Here is an 18,738-nt window from a genome sequence, read left to right on the forward strand (position 1 = left end):
GTCAGGTTTTATTGTGGCTCTGGGATCGGTTTCATAGCGTGAACGTCACCCCATTTACGACTGGTCAGCCCTCGCCTGTACCACGCGCCGCGCGGGCGCCAATCAGAGCTGCGGCAGAGACCAAGATGATTGAAACGACGATGATGATGGTCGAGATGGCGTTCAACTCAGGTGTCACGCCAAGCCGGATAAGCCCGAAGATATAGACCGGCAAAGTGGTTGACCCGCCCGAATTCAGCATGTTCGACGTGATGAAATCATCCATCGAGATGACGAATGCCAACATCGCCCCTGCCGCAACGCCGGGAAAGATGATGGGCAGCGTAACGCGGCGGAATGTGGTCCAACGGTTGGCGTAAAGATCGGCAGAGGCCTCTTCGAAATCGGTCGGCAACCCTTTCAGCCGCGCCCGGATGGGCAAAAACGCGAAAGGAATGCAAAAGGTCGAATGCGCGATCATCAGCTTGGTCATGCCATCCGACAGACCAATTTGTGAGAACAGGATCAGTACGGCCACAGCCAGAACAATCTCGGGCAGCATCAGCGGCAGATTGACAATCGCTTCCGAAACCCGCCGAAACCGCACATTTCGCCCATGCACAATCACCAAAGCCGAGGTCAAAGCGCATGTGGTCGCGACAATGGTGGCCACTGCGGCAACGATCAGCGAGGTCTTTACAGCATCCAGCAGTTCGGTGTTTTGCAGGGCGCTTTCGTACCATCGCAAGGAAAAGCCCCCCCAGACCGTCGCAAGCTGATTTTCGTTGAAGGAATAGAAAATGACGATGGCGATCGGCAGATAGAGATAGGCAAAGAACATGACGGTGAAGAAACCGAAACCGCGATACTTGCGAACATCATGTGTCAGGGACATCAGATCAACTCCTGGCTTTCCCGCGCCGTGGCGCGCCGCGCATTGAGAATGAGAAAGATCATGATCAGGCTCATCATGACGACGGCCATTGCCGCCCCAAAGGGCCAGTTCCGCGCCGCGCCAAACTGATTAGAAATCAGGTTGCCCATCATCAAAGTCTTGCCGCCGCCCAGCAGTGTGGGTTCCAGAACCGCCCCAAGACACGGAATGAAGACAAGGATACAACCCGCCGCGATCCCGGGCCACGCAAGCGGCAATATGATCCGCCGCAGCGTCAGCCAGCGGTTGCCATGCAAATCATGCGAGGCTTCGATCAGCGACATGTCGATTTTTTCGACCGAGGCAAAGATCGGCAGGATCATCAGCGGGACATAGCTGTAGACCATTCCGATCAGCATCGCGGTATTGGTGAACAGCAGGGTATCCATGTCATCGACAAGACCCAACAACCGAAGAGTCTTTTCAATCGTTCCGTCATTTCCCAGGATGATCAGCCAAGCATAGACCCGCACGATCATCGACACCCAAAACGGCAGGGTGATCAGGTAGATCAGCAACGATTTCAATTTCCGGTCTTGCTGTGCGATCAGATAGGCAACTGGAAAGCTGACCACCGCACAGATCACCGTGGTGAGGATCGCCAGTAACAGCGTTCTCAGGATGATGATGAGGTACTGAGGATTGAACTCGGTCTCGCCGCTCCAACCTTCTTGGAATAGCAGTTTCCGATAGGGTTCCAGCGTGAGGTCATATTCAAAGCCGCCATAAGATCCCCTGGTGGCAAAGGAGACCGAAATGATAATGCCTATAGGTATGATCAGCGTGAGTAGCATGATCACATGCGACGGCACCCGGCCCCAGAAATTGAAGCCCTTCATTGGCCCAACACCCTGGCTGCCTCGGGCTGGAAGCCAATTTTGACATCGGTAAACAGATCAAGATCGCCGCCTCCGCTTGTCGCGTTTCGTTTCGACAGCCGCAGATCAACATCGCCGACGCGCACGATATAGTGCGTGAACCCGCCAAGATAATTCTTGCCAACAATCTTGCCGTTCAGAATGTTGCCGATTGCCATGTCGTCGACGCCAATCTTTTCCGGCCGCAACGACATTGTGGCGCGCGCACCTGCGACTGCGTTTTTCTGGAAAGTGGTCACGTCGATGCCCAGCGGAGTGTGAACCGTTGCCAGATCACCGTTGACAGAGGCCACATCGACCTCGAAAAAGTTCGTGTCGCCGATGAAATCCGCCACAAAGCGATTTTCCGGATCTTCGTAGATCTTGCTGGGGGCATCTATTTGCTGAATTTCGCCCTGCCCCAGCACACAAATCCGGTCGGACATATCAAGCGCTTCTTCCTGATCATGGGTGACGAACACGAAGGTAATTCCGGTTTCGCGTTGTAATTCCCGCAGCTCATTGCGCATTGCCTGACGCAGCTTGAGGTCAAGCGCAGATAGCGGTTCGTCCAACAACAAAACCTCTGGTTCGGGTGCCAGCGCACGGGCAAGGGCAACGCGTTGGCGTTGACCACCCGACAATTGCGCGGGCCGGCGCGACTTGAATTGGTCCATATGGACCAGCTCCAGCATCTCTTTGACCCGCGCCTGACGCTTGGTGCGCTCCCAGCCCAGGTTTTCCAACCCGTAAGAGATATTTTGCTCGATCGTCATGTGGGGGAACAGCGCATAACTCTGAAAAACGGTGTTCACCCGGCGCTTGTGAGGGGGTAGTTCGTCAATATTAGCGCCATGTACGGCGATGTGGCCGGTCGAGGGCGCCTCAAACCCGGCGATCATGCGCAGCAACGTCGTTTTTCCGCATCCGGATGGGCCCAGTAAAGTGAAGAACTCGTTGTCATAGATGTCGAATGACACGGGTTTCAGGGCCTGAAACTCTCCGAAGCGCTTTGAAACCTGCTTGATCTCTACCGCTTTGCTTAGGCTTTTTTTGTTCATCTCTCTTCCCTGTCATCCGCGGTCATTCAGCCCGAGGCGTCGATGATTATTTCCGCACCAAAATAGGCAATCGCCACAATGAGTGGCGACGATATGGAGGAACTAAATGGGCATTGCTAATCCCATTTTGTAGCTACTTATTAATAAAATGAAGCTACATAATAAGTCAACGCGTTTTGGCTTTCAAAAAATGTCTCAAAACAGGGGATTACGTCACTGCGTGTCAAAACGATGTTTCAATCGAAGTCAAAAATCGAATCGAGGGTTTTGCTTCGGTTCAGCGCAAAACGACACTTTAGGCCCCAAGATACGTTTCCCGCATTCGCGAAATTTGCCGTTGGGATCGATGTATCGGTAAGTGTTGACAGGGTCTGTGCCCAATTGTTTGCAAAGCTCAGAAACCATGTGTCTCTGATGGCCTTTGAAGCGAGCGCCCAACGAACCTAGGTTTTTGTCAGCGCAAATGTCTCCGGTCGGTTTTAGGTGTTTCCGCATAGATCGTGGGAGACAAAACCCGGATCTGACCCAGAAAAGGTTGCGATGAGTGAACTGCGACAGGAAACGGGCTTTCGTGTTTTTCTGGCCAACAATCTGCACGCGGGCGAACTCTCACGGGACCACGAAGAGCGAGATATGCAAACAGACTATGTCGCAATCCTTTGAAGGGGCCATAGTCGCCCTCACTCGGGTCCCACTTATCTTGCCAGTTGGGTAAATTACTGAATACCGGAATTTGTAGAGCCAGAGAATTGGAGCTTGCGGATCATGTGCGCAATCTCGATGCCGCCTAAAGTAGCGGCGGCAGATGCGAAAGACTTGAAGCCGCACATGTGACGAACAGGCCGTTTTATGAACCGATGATCCTGTTCGACCATGTTATTCTAAAACTTGGACTTGACCGTTTGTAATTTGGCCGGATAGCCAAACTGCCTCAGGATCTTAATTGTTTCCCGAATACCTGCCGCGTTGGCTCCAATCTTGTCGATCACGATCTTTTCTGGAATTCCATTTGTGGACAGCGCCTAGGCGAAGAACCTGGTGGATGCTGGACGGTTGTTTCGCTCAGACAGCGTGAAATCAAGGGTGTTTCCTGATTTGTCGGCTGCTCGGTAAAGATACTTCCATTTGCCGTGAACCCGTAGTTAGGTTTCATCCATACGCCAAGATTTCAGCATTGGCCGTTTCCTTCATTGCGCTCGCGCTGCGATCAGCGGCAAATACTTTGGTACCCCACTGTTCAATGTGGCGTGGTCAACGCGGACACCACTTCGACCCTGATCTCTTCCAAATCACGATACGACACTGTGTACCGTAGAAAGAAATACACGGCATACAGAACCGAATCCTTAGGAAGATGGCAGCTCTTCAAAGAAGTCAGGCTGAGACCTGTCAGTAAACTTTTTGCGCGAAACAAACGCCAGAACAGGCTGCACAGTCAATCTGACCCTAAAATTTGCGACACATCCAGACTGGCTAAAGTTCCAAAACAAGGCACCCAAGGGCCACATCTTGGCAATAACATTCGGAACGTAGCCAAGAACAAAGCGATCCTCTATTTTGAAGTCGACAATATTGAACAGGTCGTTCAGGAGCTCGTCGTCTTTTGTGGTTCTCAAAACCAAAACTCACACACTCTGCTGCGATTACTGTCCTAGCTGGCCCAGCCCTTTGATCTGGGCTGTTTGGATGTAGAATCCGTTCCTGTTTCTTTCTCGTGATTAGGTTGCGGTCAATGCCTGCCGAACGGAGCCCTTGCATAGCTCAAGCGAAGCAGGCCGGGTGGCGGGGCTGAGATTGGCGTAACCAACCTACATTAGAATTCGCTCAACAAGGCAGTGACCACAACTCGGTGATGACCGAGTGCACCAGCCCACGACCCAGATTGGTTTCGAACTCAGGCGGCGACAAGCTTCCCCGCCACCAGTTTGTATTACTTACACACCATGCCTTCCAGGGCGCCAATCTGCGCGTAGAGGTCGAAGTTGTCCCACATGACATACTCCTCTGCGATCTGGCCGTCTTCCCAACGCACAAGCGTCACAACGTTGTGTTCAAACGACTTGCCGCTGGGTTTCAGGACACGCCCATCGGGCAAGTGCATAGGGCTGTCCCAGGTACCCTTTGTCACACTTAGACCGGCAGTCCATTCGCCGGAGCCGAACTTAATGGGATGTTCAGGAATGGTGATGTCAGAAAATGTCGTGAACAGCCAGTCAATCTGCGCTTCGTGGGCTGGAAACATGCCCTCCGTCAGTGATCCGTCCGGAAAGATAACTTTGACATCATGGGCGTGGATTTCACCGATTGTTTCCATGTCATGCGCCGAGAAAGCTTCCAGATCCATTTTGTCGTAAAGAGCGACATTCGCGGCTTCGGTCTCTTGTTCAGCTTCGTATACGGCGATCTGGGCTTCCAACTCGGCAATTCGTTCTTTCAGCGCCGTTTCATCCGCGAATGCAGGCATGGCGGTCATCGCTATAACTGCAGTGGCGGTCATCAATGTGGTCGGTTTCATCAGTATTCCTTTCGATACCAGTTTCACTGACACAAGAATAAGATCGCCCAAAAATTAAAAGAATGGTGGAAAACTGAAATATAATATTCCGCCAATTGAAATTATAACAAGCCTCACAAGCTTTGGGCAATCGCTTCGGCCAAGGCACGCGCAGACTGAGAAACATAGGGTTTGGGAGGGAAGATAGCATAAATCGGTAAATCGGGTGTTGTCTCATCCGCCAGGACTTGAACCAACGCCCCGCTATCGAGGCTCTTTTGCACAACAAACTTAGGCAGCAAAGACAAACCTTGAGAGGCGATCGTTAGGTCACGCACAATCTCGCCATCTGAAATCGACGCCGGCCCCTCCAACCGAGATTTGTTGCCACCAATCGGCCAAGCCGAACCGAATTGCGGGATCGTGTCGGTAAGACAAGGAAAGTTCTTCAGGTCCGAAATGCTCTGCGGTGCCCCTTGCCGGGCCAGAAAATCGGGCGAGGCTGTGAGAACAAGCCTTGATTGACCAAGTTTCTTTGCGACCAGAGTGCTGTCCTGCAGATCGCCCACCCGCACCGCTAGGTCAAAATGTTCAGATACCACATTGACCAGCATGTCGGTCGTGTCGAGATGGACTTTCAGGCGCGGATGTGCGGCGAGAAACGCTGGCAAAATTGGTGCGATAACACTACGCACCAAAACGCGCGCTCCCGTGACGCGGAGGGTTCCGGATAAAGACTCTAACCTAGATTCTGCAATGGCCTTCAACGCCTGAGTATTGTCCAAAATTTCTATGCATCGTGGAAGAAACACCTCGCCCATTTCCGTCAAGGAGACGTGCCGAGTCGTTCGCACCAACAACGGTGCGCCTGCCCAGGCTTCGAGGTCACCGATTAGTCTGGTGACGCTTGGGGCGGAAATGTTCAACTTCTTCGCCGCCTTGGCCAACCCGCCTTCTTTAGCGACCTCCACAAAAGCGCGCATCGAGTTTTGCAGATTCATTATTCCACCTTCCAAAACTAAGTCTTCTGAAGCTAACGCGTTCTGCAAAACAGCGAAACACAATACCTTTGATCCAACTTCAAGAACAGAGGAAAGGATCTGACAATGTTGAAAATTCCAAACCGAACCGGACCCAAACCCAAAACCGGTGCGCAGCCCCCTCATCTACAATTCTCAGACCAAAGCCCTAACGACATCTATGACGCAATGAACAAATGGGCGTTCGAGGCCTTCGATCTGGTGCGGGAAGAGCGGTCCCAGATCTCTCTGCCCTCGTCACGCGCATTGTGGTTGCATGAATCCGTACCCGCTTCGCAAGACGCCTTCATGTTCCCTCGGGGTGGTCGCGAATTCGCGCATACCCACGTAGATGGATCGTTGCATCTTGTACTGTCCGAGGCTGATGAGAAAGCTGTGCTGGACGCAGGATGGGGCGAATTGCATCCACTGCACGATCGCGGGATCAAGGAAATCATGGTCTACGCGCCTCGCGATAAGGCCGATCTGGAGGTCGTGAAGACGATCATTCGCGCCTCTTACGAGCATGCTGTGACGTCAGGTGAAAGCCCACACAGCCACGGTCACCATCACTGATGGCAGGAGAAACCGCGAGCGTCGCCAGTTGGGCAAACAGGTTGCGTTTAAGGCAACTTCCCCTAACGGGCCGGGTGGTGTACGCACTGTGCCAAGTATACGGAACCGTTGGCCAAGCTCGGGGCCGTGGCATTCCCCGAGCATCGCACTAGCCTAAGGCTCGTTTGACAGCTTTGACAAAAACGCTGCGCTCCGATCCAAACCAGCGCGGGCCGCAGTTTCCGGTTTGGCCCATCGTCTGGTCGCCGCCGCGCAATCAGAAAGGAATTTTAAGATGGGCGTTTTGGTTCAGGGCATCTGGAAGGACAATAAAAACGACGGAGATCCATCAGATACAAATCTGAACAATTGGATCACCGAGGACGGATCTGTCGGCCCGACCGGCGACACGGGATTTGCGGCCGAACCGGGGCGCTATCACCTCTATGTCTCATGGGCCTGCCCTTTTGCACACAGAGCCTTGCTTGCACGATCTGTGATGGGTCTTCAGGATCAGATTGGCGTGACTTACATGGCCGATGTCAAACTCAACGAAGGTTGGGAAATTCCAGAAGGGGCCGATCCTGTTTTTGACAGATCAAAACTATATCAGGTGATTGCTGACGCGGATCCGCAATACACAGGCCGCGCCTCGGTACCTGTTCTGTATGATAAGGTGTCGAAGCGGATCGTATCAAACAGCTCGGCCGATATCTCTGCCATGGTGTTGCAGGCGTTTCACAGCGACGGACCGAACTATCGTCCGACGGACCTTTTGGCGGAAATCGATGCGCTAAACCTTTGGGTCCATCGCAAGATCAATCTCGGTGTCTACCGGGTTGGCTTTTCTGCCACGCAAGAGGAATACGAGAAAGCCGTCCGTGGGCTCTTTGACGCTCTTGATACGCTTGAGACACGATTGGAAGCTCAACCTTACCTATATGGAACGACCGCCACCGAAACCGATTTTTGGTTGTTCGCCACCCTTATTCGCTTTGACAGCGTCTATGTACCGCTTTTCAAATGTTCGCTGCAACGCATCACGGACTATCCCCGTCTTTCTGAGTATTTGCGCAACCTCTGGCGTGAGCCAGGAGTTGCCGCAACCGTCGACATGGGCCGCATCAAAGCGCATTACTTTAAAAGCCTGATGCACGCTCCGCATGGTGCGCTAAACCTGAATCCATCGGGTTTGGTTCCATTAGGGCCTGAGCTGCATCTGCCAAACGTACCAGAACGTCTGGGGTAACCGAGGCCCGTCTTGCGGTGGCCGACTTGCCCAAACGCCAACGGATCCTAACGGCGGCTCCGTTCAGCTATTGGTTGCTGCTAGCACGCGATAAGAAGTGAACGGCATGTGTCGAACCGGTTTAAGACCATTTATCAGGTTGAAAGGCTGGCGGCGTTCATTAATGCATCGCAAAGATGCTCAAGGTCATTCTTTTGAACAATCGCATTGGCCGTGATTGTCGATAACTGAACAGGAGTCCAGGGGCGAGTTCTTAGCTTGACGCTTCTTAGGTGCGATAGTTTGCGTGTATTGTTCCGAAATTCGGCTACGCATCGTTGGTGAAGGGCTGAGTAGTTCACCGCCAACCGTCGAAGACTTCAGGGCTTATGATACACCAAATCATTAAACTCATTGATGATTGTCTCGAAGCAATGATCGCTATTTAAGTCAAACATCGGGCAATGTGTATGCCCAGCCGGGACGGTTTCGGTCGATACCAGACGTGCCGGGAGTCCATTGCGCATCATGGATGCTATCCAGGATTGCCAGACTTTGGCACGTAATTGCCAGTGAGGGGCGCAATCTAGAAAGTCACCTGCAAAAAGAACTGTCGGAATACCCTTAAGAACCTGAGGATCATCCAAACTAGTTGACGGCTCAACCCCAATGAATCCGGCAAATAGCTCAGGCACACGCCGGGCGGCATCCAATGCTATTTCACCGCCCTGACTGTGGCTCATCACAATCGCGGGCCCCACGCGTTCTAAAAGCGCAACCAATGCATCTACATGCAGCGGAGTCGTCGTTAGCCAGCGGGGTACCATCATCTGTCCGAAGGCATCGAATGCTTTGATTGGAAACTGCGATGCTCTATAGGGTGTACGCGTTTCAAAGCCTTCAGGTGGTCCAATGCGAAAGAGACTCCAGGCTTCTTCCAGAGAGCGCACAATTGGCCTTCCTTCCCATAAATCGGGAGCGAATCCACTGCGCCCTCGCTCTACATTGTCCAGAACGTGGACCTCATAACCCTGTTGAACCAGCAGATTTAGCCAACCTGGCCTGCCATCCGGCGTAGTCTCCCAAGTACCTCCATGCATACCCCCTCCATGGACCAAAACCATGGGAGGCGCTTTATTGCGGTTGGCCGGGACATAGTATTGTACATAGGCCTGCTCGACCGCGAAATGCCCTCTTGGGTCGTAGGTATATTTTGCAGATCGGGTGAATGACACTTCCTGAGTTTCACCTTCGGTGACCTCGATGGTGCGGCCAGAGACAGTATAACTGCCAAAATCACTAAGAGAATAGGTTGCCATTGATACTCCGGGGCAGGTGTTTGAATAGCGCGAGTTCCGCAAGTCCCGTATCAGACCAACGGTGATCCCTTTGCGTTATTGGGGGTGTCGCCCAGTTTGAAATCCGGTCGCGCTGCCCTCTGGAGGGGGCAGCGCTTTGGGAGATTATTCCAGAGCAGAAAGCGCCTGATACTCGTTGTAGTTGGCCGCATAGTTTCGATAGCTGTCGATCACACGTTTGAACATCTCGTCCTCAGCAGACTTCTCGGCATAAACCTCGTCAGCTGCCGCGCGCAGCGCTGTCATGACGCTGTCCGGGAACCGTTTTATCTCGACACCATTGGTGCGGAACTCTTCAAGAACTGAGCTCTGTGCCCCTGCCGCAATGCCCATGGCATATAGATTTGCATCGGCGCAGGAGACCTCGACGGCAGTCCTTTGTTCATCACTGAGAGCGTCCCACTTATCCTTGTTCATGTAGAACTCTATAAAGCCAGCCGGTTGGTGCCAGCCTGGGAAGTAATAGTGCTTGGCGACTTTATCGAAGCCCAATAGTTTGTCCACAATCGGGAAACTTAATTCACTCGCATCGAGGCGCCCGGTTTCCAATGAGGTCGAAATCTCACCAGCAGGCAGAGACATGGCATTCGCCCCAAGCTTGCTAAGGATTGCTCCGCCCAACCCTCCAATACGGATATTGAGACCTTGCAGATCTTCCGGAGACTCGATGGGTTTAGTGTACCAGCCACCCGCCTCGGATAGAATTACCCCGCAGGCCATTGGAACGAGGTTGTATGGCTCATAAAGTTCCCGCCACAATTCCAAACCGCCGCCGTGGTGCAGCCAACTGATGTAAGACAGTGGGTCACCGCCGAAAGGGACCGAGCCGAACAGGGCAGCAGCCGGTTCTTTGCCGGAAGCATAGGCTGCATAAGACCATGCCGCGTCGATGGCGCCAGCGCTCACGTTGTCAAAAATTTCGAACGGTGGGGACAATTCACCTGCCAGTAAGTATTCGAAGTTGACTTCCCCGCTTGTCAGAGCAGAGACATTTGAAACAAAGCGTTTTGCGGCTGGATCGATCACCGGCAGGCCACCAAAGGCGCTTTGCATGTTGTAGTCCTTTCCCGCAGCAGGGACCGCAAGAGCTGCAAATATCGCAGCGATCATAGTCTTTTTCATGGTTTCCTCCCTATGATTTAGTTCAGCCCGGTGATCAGCCCGGGAAACAGGATCAAAAGCGCAAGCACGAACAGCTGCAGGGCAATAAACGGCAAAACGCCACGGTAGATTTCAGCGGTTGTCAGTTGGTCTTTGGCCGCGCCACGCAGATAGAACAACGAAAACCCGAAAGGGGGTGTCAGGAATGAAGTCTGCAGGTTCACCGCGACCAGGATGCCAAACCAAATGAGCAGCATCTCGCCTGACAATCCGTTCCCGAAGTCCAATCCGGCAATGATGGGGGCAAAGATCGGCAAAAGGATCAGCGTAATCTCTAACCAGTCGAGTACAAATCCCAGTACAAAGATTGCAGCCATCACGACAAAGAGCACAGTATGTGGCGCGTCGCCAAAGATAGTGACACCAGCCTCGACCAGATCATTGCCGCCGATGCCCTTAAATACGGCGGCAAAGCAGGTCGCACCGATCATCACAAACAGCACCATCGAAGTTGTCATAACCGTTTGTCGCGCGGCCTCTATCATCATGGCAAAACTGAAACACCGATAAATGACTGCGATCAGCAAAGCGCCGAAAGCGCCAAGGCCGCTGGCTTCTGTTGGCGTGGCGATACCAGCGACAATGGCACCAAGGACAGAGATGATCAGGATCAGAAGCGGCACGAGGTCCACAATCAAACGCCACACTGGTGTACGTTCTTCACGCGGCAACTCAGGTAGGTCACGTGCGCGCCAAAAGATCAGCCCTGCGTAGCAAATCACCAGTAACAGACCGGGACCAATCGCTCCTGCAAACATCGACGGCACAGGGGTTTGTAATTGGTCACCCAGTACTATCAGCATGACTGAGGGCGGGATCAGGATTGCGATCGTACCCGAAGCGGCTATGAGGCCGGCCGAGGTGGCATTATCGTAACCGGCCTCTGTCAAGCGCGGCAATGCAAGCAACGCCAAAAGCACAACCGAAGCGCCAACGATCCCCGAGGATGCAGCAAGAAGTACACCGATAACCAGCACGGAAATCCCCATACCCGCCGCGCTGCCACCGAAAGCCTTCTGCGCTGCACGCAGCGATCTTTCCGCCACGCCGGAGAGTTCCAGTACCAGCCCCATAAAGATGAACATCGGGATGGCGACCAACAGCCAGTTCGAAAGAACATTTGCATAAATCCTGCTGGTCAGCAGGTTAAAAAACGCGATTGGAAGATCTGAAACCAAGATGAATATAGAAGCAGAACCAGCCAGAACCATGCCAACCCGGTATCCCGCGAGAATACCTCCAATGGTTATTGCCGCCATCGCCAGAGGAAGAAAAATCTCGCTCACTTCGCGGTCCTCAACAGTCGAACGGTTTCCAGCGCAATGGCCAATAACAGAAGCATCAATCCAATGGGCAAAACCGATTTGATTATCCACAGATCATTCAAACCTCCATTGCGTGATCCCTCGTCCGAGTCCCAAGCACGTTGCATGAAATTCCATGACGCAGGCAGAATGAGAAAAAAAAACGGCGCGGCGAATACCAAATTACCAATGATATTCAGTCGTGCTTTCCAACGATCAGAACGCTTATCATAGAGGAAATCCACCCGAACATGTTTGTCAGTCAACCAAACGAGACCAACCGGTAAAATTCCGACGACAACCAGCAGGTGCCATTGAAAATCCAGTAGCGAGTTTAAACTAATGGCGGAACCCACCAGGGGTAGATCCGACTGGTACACAGCAACCGGGTTTATATCCAAAGAGCTGCAAATAACCTGCAAGACAATGGCCAGCATCAGCATAACCAATGAGATCGCTAAGACTAACATGCTTGCCCGCCGCGCCACGAAGGACTCCTTTCTCAAACAATTAGCTCCATATGGAACTATATTATTGTTCCATATGGAGCAAGTCTGAATTACGATATACCGATGAAACTGATTGACATCCTTGATGCGACACCATTTCCCGTCGCTTACCGCATCACCTTTTTAACGAATTTCTGGAGAGAACCGCTATTGCGGAAGATGGAGAGGGACACTGGCCTTATCCGACCTGAACTAACAGTGTTGATATGCCTGAGTTTTCGCGCCAACCTCTATGCTCGTGATATATGTGAAATCACCGAACAACCTTCCAACACAGTTAGCCGAGCGGTGACGTCCTTGGTTGAAAAAGGCTATATCACGCGAACCCGCGACACTGTCGACACCCGTCGCCAAGTATTGAACATAACGGAGTCCGGCAGTTTGGTGCATCATTCGCTTATGGACGAATTTGCCCGTGCCGAAGCCAAAATGCTCGAAACTCTAACTGGCGAAGAACAGTCCATATTGACCGGGTTGCTCGATAAATTGGCGCGAGATGTCAGCCGATGGCGTGGCGAGTAACCAACTATTTCTAATGAAGCTCGTGATCGACACCGTAGCTCAGTTCATACCTAGGCTCAGGATTCATATCCAGTAGATAACAGTTGTCGCGAGTGCGATGGCTGAAAGGAAAACCTTGGGACATCAGTCATAGCGGGTTACCACGCGCCTCCAATCCTTAAGCCTGCCAAACATGATCTCGATGTGGTTTCGCCGCTTGTATCTGCGCTTGTCGTACCTGACCGGCGCCTTGCGCTGCTTTCGACCAGGGATACAGGCGCGTATCCCCCTGTCTTTCAAGATTTCTCTAAACCAATCGGCATCATAGCCGCGATCCCCGAGCTGCCAGTCCGCATTTGGTATGCTGTTCAGCAGAGCCCAGGCACCGATGTAATCGCTAACTTGTCCGGCGGTGACAAAAATGTTCAAAGGCCGCCCTTTGCTATCACAGATGGCGTGCAGCTTAGAATTCACGCCGCCTTTGGTTCTGCCAGTCAAGCGGCCACGCCCCCATTTTGACGCCTAGGCTGGATGCTGTGCGATGGGCTTTTAGGTAAACGGCGTCGATCATGACCGTCTTCTCTTCGCCGTGCTCAGCGGCCAGTCCTGCCATATTCTGTGCGAAGATACCTTTCTCGCTCCAACGTTTCCACCGGCTGTAGAGCGTCTTGTAGAGACCGTAATCCTTGGGTGCGTCCCGCCAGCGCAACCCGTTGCGATTGATAAAGATAATCCCGCTCAGCACTCTCTTGTCATTGACCCGTGGCTTGCCGTGCGACTTCTGGAAGAAAGGGGAATTTTGACCATCTGCGCGTCGGTCAGCCAGTAAAGGTCGCTCATGTCATCGCTCCGTTTTGGGACCCATGAATCACGCAGCGAAGCGAAAACAATGCATCCTGACCCTGACAATCAAACCGGACCAGTCAAATCGGGCCAACCAGCGGAACCGAGTTTGTTTGCCCTTCTTTCTACACAAATGCCTGTGTTCTTCCTGCCGCTTGAAGCTTTAGAAAGAAACATGCTTCGCAAAAGAAAGGTAATCCCCAGCATTAAGGGGATTACCGGATTTAGAAAACTCACTCAAATGTCATTGAATAGAGGACAGCATTCGAGCGGCCGACGCTATACAAGCTTGGTCGTCAAAACTAGAAGATGTGAAACCAGAAGCCTGATCAAAGTTGGCACAGCTGGAATAAACCATCATATCCGATGAACGCGCTCGGTCGTACACTAGTTCAGAAAGCGAGTATTTATCACCCTGTTTGGTTGCTACCCCAACGATGCGATCGTTCAATGCCATAGTAGTTGTGTCAATTCGTGCGTTTTCCTTCAAAGCCCGGTTTATGAGACTGAAAATGTTAGGGTCGACTTCAGTTTCACGAGCAATTGTATATACGCTCTCACCTTCAGATAAGGTAAAATTAAATATGTGTAGTTCTAGTCCGTCCGTTTGAACAATTATGTTTCCACTATCACCCTCGACTACCGCACGGGTCATAATGTCCGCTCCAAGTGTCCGTTGGAGTGAATTGAGAACGTGTCTGGTAAATTGATCAGTGCTAAATCCGCTTCCCTCTGAAATAACCCATCCGCTGCTACCGGATTGAGGATCGACTTGAAGTGGCTCTTGCACTGAAACAGACGCGTTAACGGCAGAATGCAACGTTGCTTGATCAGATAACTCTGTTGTCTCCGCGCCAAGCTGCTCTGAAGAAGTAGTCATCGAAACCAGCCTACTTACAACGTCCGAGACAGCGGAAGCAGAAAATGACTCCGAAACAGCCACGTCGTTTGTTGGCATTCCAAGGGAAATACCCTCAGCTGAGACTGAGTTACGCCAAGCGACTGGGAACGAGAACGGTGTCTCTGAAGGATTAGGTGTTACTGCGCCTGAAGCGACCTTGGGCACGAATTCATCGGCTTCAAATGTGAATGGGTTAAAGTTCAGATCAACACTGTTTTCATCCGACGACGTGTAAAGATAGGCAGAAACAAACACCGCAATGAACAAAGATGCCGCGATACCGTACCTTCGACAGTGCCCAAAAAAAGCACCAGGACCACCGCCCTTTGGGGACGGGTCTTCCTCTGCACCAATATCACGACGCAAATCGTCCAGAAGATCCTCAACATCGTCAGGCAATTCAATGTGATCAGCATCAAACGACAGTTCCAGCAAACCATCCAACTCATCGTCCGTCATGCTCGCGATGTCATATTCGTTTAACTTTTTATAGACTTCTTCTTCGGCACAAAGAAAGTCGCGCATACGCGCCAGTTTCTTGCGCTCGGAAGTGTTCATCATGAGCGTAACATTTCCATGTTTCCCGGAGAGAATTTCAACAAGATTGTTCATTTTTCTACCTCGCACTAAGCGAAAATTAAGTCCCAAAGCTCGAAAACTCGGCGTGAAGCTCCGTCAGAAACTGAATCAGCCTTTTTTTCATCTTTGAGAAATTTGGGGCTGACATGAACATGTCAGCAGCTACGTCTTTGCTCTCTCGCCCGTCAAATAGCCCATGTTCTTCGCACCGGTGCAGAAAGTCATAGAGATCGGGTCTGCGCCGATTCAGCTCTTGGATGACAAGACCAACTTGGCTCTTGATCGCGACAGCCTCTTCAGCCGTCGGAATATTAGCATGCCCTCGGCTCTCGTCGTATTCTTCAAGTTTCGGAGCATTTAACGCCTTGCGAATTTCATTCGAATACAAGCTCGAAATCGTCATATAGAGATGTCGTCGCAAATTGAATTCGTCGGGGTTCCAAGTGCGATCGCCCTTTATCGTCTTCAAGATCGCATCGTTGACGATCTGTTTGGCGATAGAAACTGGGAACAGTGGTTTGTACTTCAGCTCAATCTTACGAGCTTGAGCAAGACCAACTCTCATCTCATGATCCCAATTTGTCTCCACAAACTTCTGCTTCATGTCTGACGACATCGGCATTGGCTCTGTCCTCTCGCCTCAGTTTTCGCGCCCGAATTTGCCGGATGCTTACATACATATGCTCATTCAGAAGCAGTCGATTTCCATCTCATCAGAATTTTTCTCCAAATTCACGTTCTGGGGACAAGAAGTAGGTCGCGCACGCGCGCGTATGCTTATGTTTCAAAAGCTAATTTCCAATCTAAGCAAATATTTTTTCGACGGAAATTCAACTGCTGATCTTGCGCATATCTGTGGTGAGGGCGTCGGAATGTGTGGCGCTTGTCATCATAAAAAGCCGCTGAACCCCGTGGCTTCATATCAACAGGGGTTTCGGTGGGTTGCAGCAGATTGAGGACACGCACAATGACAACGAATGACAATACTGCGCGCAGAGTCAAAGATGATGCGAAGCGACGACTCGAAGTGATGCGCCGAGTATACGCAGACGGTCGCACCCGCAAAGAACGGCGCAGCGAACAACGTTCCGCACGTCGTATTCGCAAGCACAAGTTTTCGACGGAAATTCGCGCAAAACTAAAAACGCTATGCAAGTCCAAGAGCGATGTTGACGGTGTCATGACCATTGCTACCGATGCTGTTTTGATCAGCGGCTCGATTGCCGCGACCATAATCTCGCCCTGGATGTACCCGCTTAGCGTCCTGATCATCGGAACCCGGATGCGTGGACTGGCCACGATCTTGCATGAGTCCTCGCACATGACCCTGTGTCGCACAAGATGGCTGAATAAGGCTGTCGGGTACGTTTCGGGTTGGTCTATATTCCAGACCTTTCATGCTTATAAGGCGTCTCACGTTGAGGAGCATCACCCATTCCTCGGCGATGAAGAGCGCGACCCTGATCTCATCAACTACAATAACCAAGGCCTGTTCGAGACGCCGCCCTCGCAGCTCTTCACCCGGCATTTGTTGCCTTTGGCCTTGGGTTTGAAGTCTTTCTCCAACCTAAAAAACCTGGTTAAGGACCGCTTGCTACCGAAAGACTGGACAGCCTTACCGCGTAGTGGAAAAGCCGAGTACCTCGGTTTCGTCGTTTTCTGGGCTCTGGTCCTAGGTGGCTTGGCGGGTAGCGGATACCTGTGGGCCTTTGCTTTGTTTTGGATGGTGCCCTATTTGACGGTCTTCCAGGCGGCTAATTGGCTTATCGAGCTTTCCGAGCATTTTCCGCTCATCAAACTGTTTGACACCGAATTGCTCGTTACACGCAACCGCCGTGGCAACTGGCTGGAGAACTTCTTTACCGGGATCCACGGTGAGAATTGGCACCTAGTGCATCACGTGCATGCCGGAATTCCATTTGGCAAACTGAAAGAAGCTCATGAGATCATGATGGGTGATCCCGTTTACGCCAAGGCGAATGCGCAATCAGGTGGCTTGTTCGTTAAAGGACCAAACGGCGAACCCAGTATTTTGTCTCTGATGGCCGAACAGCTGGCCGAGGCGCAATACCAAAACACGGAAGGAAAATAGGTATGCGTTATGCTGTGATCCTCAATAAGCACTTTGATCTGGTCAGTCACATCAATGCTGCAAGCCACTTGGGCATTGGCATGGGTAGGCTTCTGAAACCAGATGCGGTGGCACTCCGGCGGTTCGCGGACTCCAACAAATCTTTCACGTCGTTGTTAACCGACTCTCCTTTAATCGTCTTCCGCGCCAAAAATGATCGCCATCTCTTTAAAGCACACATAATGGCAGTGGAGCTTCAAGTGACCTCAAACGCATTTTTTGAATGCCACCTCAGCGCCGATCCGGTGGAGCAGGCAAAACAGGTGCATGATCAACCGATGGAAAACCAAGTGTACATCGCTCTGATGCTGCACGGCGAAGACAGCCTTATGCGCGCGTGTACCAAGCGTTTTTCTCTGATGAAAAGTTCAAAGGAGCTAGAAGCGACATGAAACAGTGTAGATTGAGCTTCGATGGAGTCCCCCAAACATGGGCTACTGCTTTGGAAAGGGCCCAAGAATACCTGCCTAGTAAAGGGGTTACACATGAGCACCGACATTGTGCTTACATGGAGAAACAGCTACTCGCAGTTTTGCTTTTGGCTGCTTGGCGGGCTGGGCAAGAGAATTTTTCGTACGTGCAGGAAATGGCAAAAAAATTGGATGATGACCCCGAGGCCTTTGCCGAAACTCTACGCCATCCAGCATCGCCAGAGGCCAACTTGGCTTTAGAACTGGTATTGAAGTCCATTGGCTCATTGTACTGTGAGCCGACTAAGCAACTGTTGCTGAGCCTGAAGAACGGGCAGTTCAAGTAGGTACTTCTCGCTCAAGAGGCGTGGCGAGTACCACGTGATGATCAGAATTGACCACCGAAGACAAAATCGGAGATGATGCATCTGAAGCTGGTTCTGTCGCAAATTCCGTCTCCGTCAGACAGATCGAACGAAATTCCGTTAACCTGGGCTGGTGCCACGGCACCCTTAATTCCTGGACGCAGGCGGGTTGTTCCGCAAACTTTCAGAGTGACCAAACCCAACGTCTAACTGGGCTCACTTATCCTGCGATCTCTGCAAACATCCGAAATCCAGAAACTGTCGCGGTTGGAAATTGGTGTTTTCGGATCATGTTGGCTACTTCTATACCTTCCAACGTCGCGGACCCGGATGTGAATGACTTGAACCCGCACATGGGTCGTACGCGGCGTTTGATAAACCTGTGATCCTGTTCCACGATGTTGTTAAGGTATTTGGACCTGATTGTCTGCACTTTGGCTTGGCTGCCAAACCGCCTGAGGATCCTGTTCATTTCCCGAATTCCAGCTGTGTTGGCACCACTCTTGTCTATTACGATCTTGTTCGGGATCCCGTTGGACGACAGTGCTT

The 18,738-nt window shown here is 51.7% G+C and carries 20 protein-coding genes and 2 pseudogenes; 8 read left to right on the forward strand and 14 right to left on the reverse strand.

The window, feature by feature from the left end; all coding sequences use genetic code 11:
* Positions 1 to 64 precede the first annotated feature (64 nt).
* Genes ACR0IY_RS09935 through ACR0IY_RS09945 form a run of 3 tightly spaced genes read right to left on the reverse strand, consistent with a single transcriptional unit; the run spans position 65 to position 2,831 of the window.
* Positions 65 to 874 (reverse strand): ABC transporter permease, encoded by an 810-nt coding sequence (locus ACR0IY_RS09935; protein ID WP_480672732.1) that lies wholly within the window; start codon positions 872 to 874, stop codon positions 65 to 67.
* Positions 874 to 1,752, reverse strand: a complete 879-nt coding sequence (locus ACR0IY_RS09940) for an ABC transporter permease (protein WP_480672734.1) — start codon at positions 1,750 to 1,752, stop codon at positions 874 to 876. The genes ACR0IY_RS09935 and ACR0IY_RS09940 overlap by 1 nt, the downstream gene beginning before the upstream one ends.
* The gene (locus ACR0IY_RS09945) at positions 1,749 to 2,831 is read right to left on the reverse strand and encodes an ABC transporter ATP-binding protein (protein ID WP_480672736.1); all 1,083 of its coding nucleotides are present in this window, start codon (positions 2,829 to 2,831) and stop codon (positions 1,749 to 1,751) included. Before ACR0IY_RS09945 ends, ACR0IY_RS09940 begins: the two co-directional genes overlap by 4 nt.
* A 540-nt stretch (positions 2,832 to 3,371) precedes the next feature.
* Between ACR0IY_RS09945 and ACR0IY_RS09950 the strand changes: the two genes are divergently transcribed.
* Positions 3,372 to 3,494: a hypothetical protein gene (locus ACR0IY_RS09950; protein WP_480672738.1), complete on the forward strand. Its 123-nt coding sequence runs from the start codon at positions 3,372 to 3,374 to the stop codon at positions 3,492 to 3,494.
* A 53-nt stretch (positions 3,495 to 3,547) separates the two neighbouring features.
* Here ACR0IY_RS09950 and ACR0IY_RS09955 read toward each other — a convergent pair.
* From ACR0IY_RS09955 to ACR0IY_RS09965, 3 genes and pseudogenes are all read right to left on the reverse strand, one after another.
* A pseudogene (locus ACR0IY_RS09955) lies at positions 3,548 to 4,209 on the reverse strand (IS6 family transposase).
* A gap of 552 nt (positions 4,210 to 4,761) precedes the next feature.
* Positions 4,762 to 5,346, reverse strand: a complete 585-nt coding sequence (locus tag ACR0IY_RS09960) for an ester cyclase (protein ID WP_480672740.1) — start codon at positions 5,344 to 5,346, stop codon at positions 4,762 to 4,764.
* Between the two features lie 113 nt (positions 5,347 to 5,459).
* Positions 5,460 to 6,389: a LysR family transcriptional regulator gene (locus ACR0IY_RS09965; protein ID WP_480672742.1), complete on the reverse strand. Its 930-nt coding sequence runs from the start codon at positions 6,387 to 6,389 to the stop codon at positions 5,460 to 5,462.
* 42 nt (positions 6,390 to 6,431) lie between these two features.
* Between ACR0IY_RS09965 and ACR0IY_RS09970 the strand changes: the two genes are divergently transcribed.
* Together ACR0IY_RS09970 and ACR0IY_RS09975 are read left to right on the forward strand one after the other, a co-directional pair.
* On the forward strand, positions 6,432 to 6,920 hold the full coding sequence (locus tag ACR0IY_RS09970) for a luciferase domain-containing protein (RefSeq protein ID WP_480672744.1): 489 nt from the start codon (positions 6,432 to 6,434) through the stop codon (positions 6,918 to 6,920).
* 274 nt (positions 6,921 to 7,194) lie between these two features.
* On the forward strand, positions 7,195 to 8,148 hold the full coding sequence (locus tag ACR0IY_RS09975) for a glutathione S-transferase C-terminal domain-containing protein (RefSeq protein ID WP_480672746.1): 954 nt from the start codon (positions 7,195 to 7,197) through the stop codon (positions 8,146 to 8,148).
* Between the two features lie 359 nt (positions 8,149 to 8,507).
* Here ACR0IY_RS09975 and ACR0IY_RS09980 read toward each other — a convergent pair whose 3' ends face one another.
* From ACR0IY_RS09980 to ACR0IY_RS09995, 4 genes are all read right to left on the reverse strand, one after another.
* Entirely contained in the window at positions 8,508 to 9,446 is a 939-nt protein-coding gene (locus ACR0IY_RS09980) for an alpha/beta fold hydrolase (RefSeq protein WP_480672748.1), read from the reverse strand.
* 144 nt (positions 9,447 to 9,590) lie between these two features.
* Positions 9,591 to 10,607 (reverse strand): TRAP transporter substrate-binding protein, encoded by a 1,017-nt coding sequence (locus ACR0IY_RS09985; RefSeq protein ID WP_480672750.1) that lies wholly within the window; start codon positions 10,605 to 10,607, stop codon positions 9,591 to 9,593.
* 17 nt (positions 10,608 to 10,624) lie between these two features.
* On the reverse strand, positions 10,625 to 11,932 hold the full coding sequence (locus tag ACR0IY_RS09990) for a TRAP transporter large permease (protein ID WP_480672752.1): 1,308 nt from the start codon (positions 11,930 to 11,932) through the stop codon (positions 10,625 to 10,627).
* The gene (locus tag ACR0IY_RS09995) at positions 11,929 to 12,438 is read right to left on the reverse strand and encodes a TRAP transporter small permease subunit (RefSeq protein ID WP_480672754.1); all 510 of its coding nucleotides are present in this window, start codon (positions 12,436 to 12,438) and stop codon (positions 11,929 to 11,931) included. The genes ACR0IY_RS09990 and ACR0IY_RS09995 overlap by 4 nt, the downstream gene beginning before the upstream one ends.
* Positions 12,439 to 12,522: 84 nt before the next feature.
* Between ACR0IY_RS09995 and ACR0IY_RS10000 the strand changes: the two genes are divergently transcribed.
* A complete protein-coding gene (locus ACR0IY_RS10000; protein ID WP_480672756.1) occupies positions 12,523 to 12,981 on the forward strand; it encodes a MarR family winged helix-turn-helix transcriptional regulator in 459 nt (152 codons plus the stop codon).
* A 123-nt stretch (positions 12,982 to 13,104) separates the two neighbouring features.
* Here the strand turns inward: ACR0IY_RS10000 and ACR0IY_RS10005 are convergent.
* The 3 genes and pseudogenes from ACR0IY_RS10005 to ACR0IY_RS10015 form a co-directional block, all read right to left on the reverse strand.
* Positions 13,105 to 13,800 (reverse strand): annotated as a pseudogene (locus ACR0IY_RS10005) (IS5 family transposase).
* Between the two features lie 247 nt (positions 13,801 to 14,047).
* Positions 14,048 to 15,316, reverse strand: coding sequence for a hypothetical protein (locus ACR0IY_RS10010; RefSeq protein ID WP_480672758.1), 1,269 nt, complete (start codon positions 15,314 to 15,316; stop codon positions 14,048 to 14,050).
* 25 nt (positions 15,317 to 15,341) lie between these two features.
* The gene (locus ACR0IY_RS10015) at positions 15,342 to 15,887 is read right to left on the reverse strand and encodes a hypothetical protein (RefSeq protein ID WP_480672760.1); all 546 of its coding nucleotides are present in this window, start codon (positions 15,885 to 15,887) and stop codon (positions 15,342 to 15,344) included.
* Here ACR0IY_RS10015 and ACR0IY_RS10020 point away from each other — a divergent pair.
* The 4 genes from ACR0IY_RS10020 (at position 15,886) to ACR0IY_RS10035 (ending at position 18,171) form a co-directional block, all read left to right on the forward strand.
* A complete protein-coding gene (locus tag ACR0IY_RS10020; RefSeq protein WP_480672762.1) occupies positions 15,886 to 16,239 on the forward strand; it encodes a hypothetical protein in 354 nt (117 codons plus the stop codon). The two genes, ACR0IY_RS10015 and ACR0IY_RS10020, sit on opposite strands and share 2 nt — an antisense overlap.
* Before the next feature lie 11 nt (positions 16,240 to 16,250).
* Positions 16,251 to 17,375 (forward strand): fatty acid desaturase family protein, encoded by a 1,125-nt coding sequence (locus ACR0IY_RS10025; RefSeq protein ID WP_480672764.1) that lies wholly within the window; start codon positions 16,251 to 16,253, stop codon positions 17,373 to 17,375.
* Positions 17,376 to 17,377: 2 nt separating this feature from the next.
* The gene (locus ACR0IY_RS10030; RefSeq protein ID WP_480672766.1) at positions 17,378 to 17,806 is read left to right on the forward strand and encodes a DUF2000 family protein; all 429 of its coding nucleotides are present in this window, start codon (positions 17,378 to 17,380) and stop codon (positions 17,804 to 17,806) included.
* 116 nt (positions 17,807 to 17,922) lie between these two features.
* The gene (locus ACR0IY_RS10035) at positions 17,923 to 18,171 is read left to right on the forward strand and encodes a hypothetical protein (RefSeq protein ID WP_480672768.1); all 249 of its coding nucleotides are present in this window, start codon (positions 17,923 to 17,925) and stop codon (positions 18,169 to 18,171) included.
* A 238-nt stretch (positions 18,172 to 18,409) separates the two neighbouring features.
* Here ACR0IY_RS10035 and ACR0IY_RS10040 read toward each other — a convergent pair.
* Positions 18,410 to 18,738 (reverse strand): DDE-type integrase/transposase/recombinase (locus ACR0IY_RS10040; RefSeq protein ID WP_480672770.1); only part of this gene is annotated, 329 nt, incomplete at its 5' end.

Source organism: Ruegeria sp. BC1, from assembly GCF_056539305.1.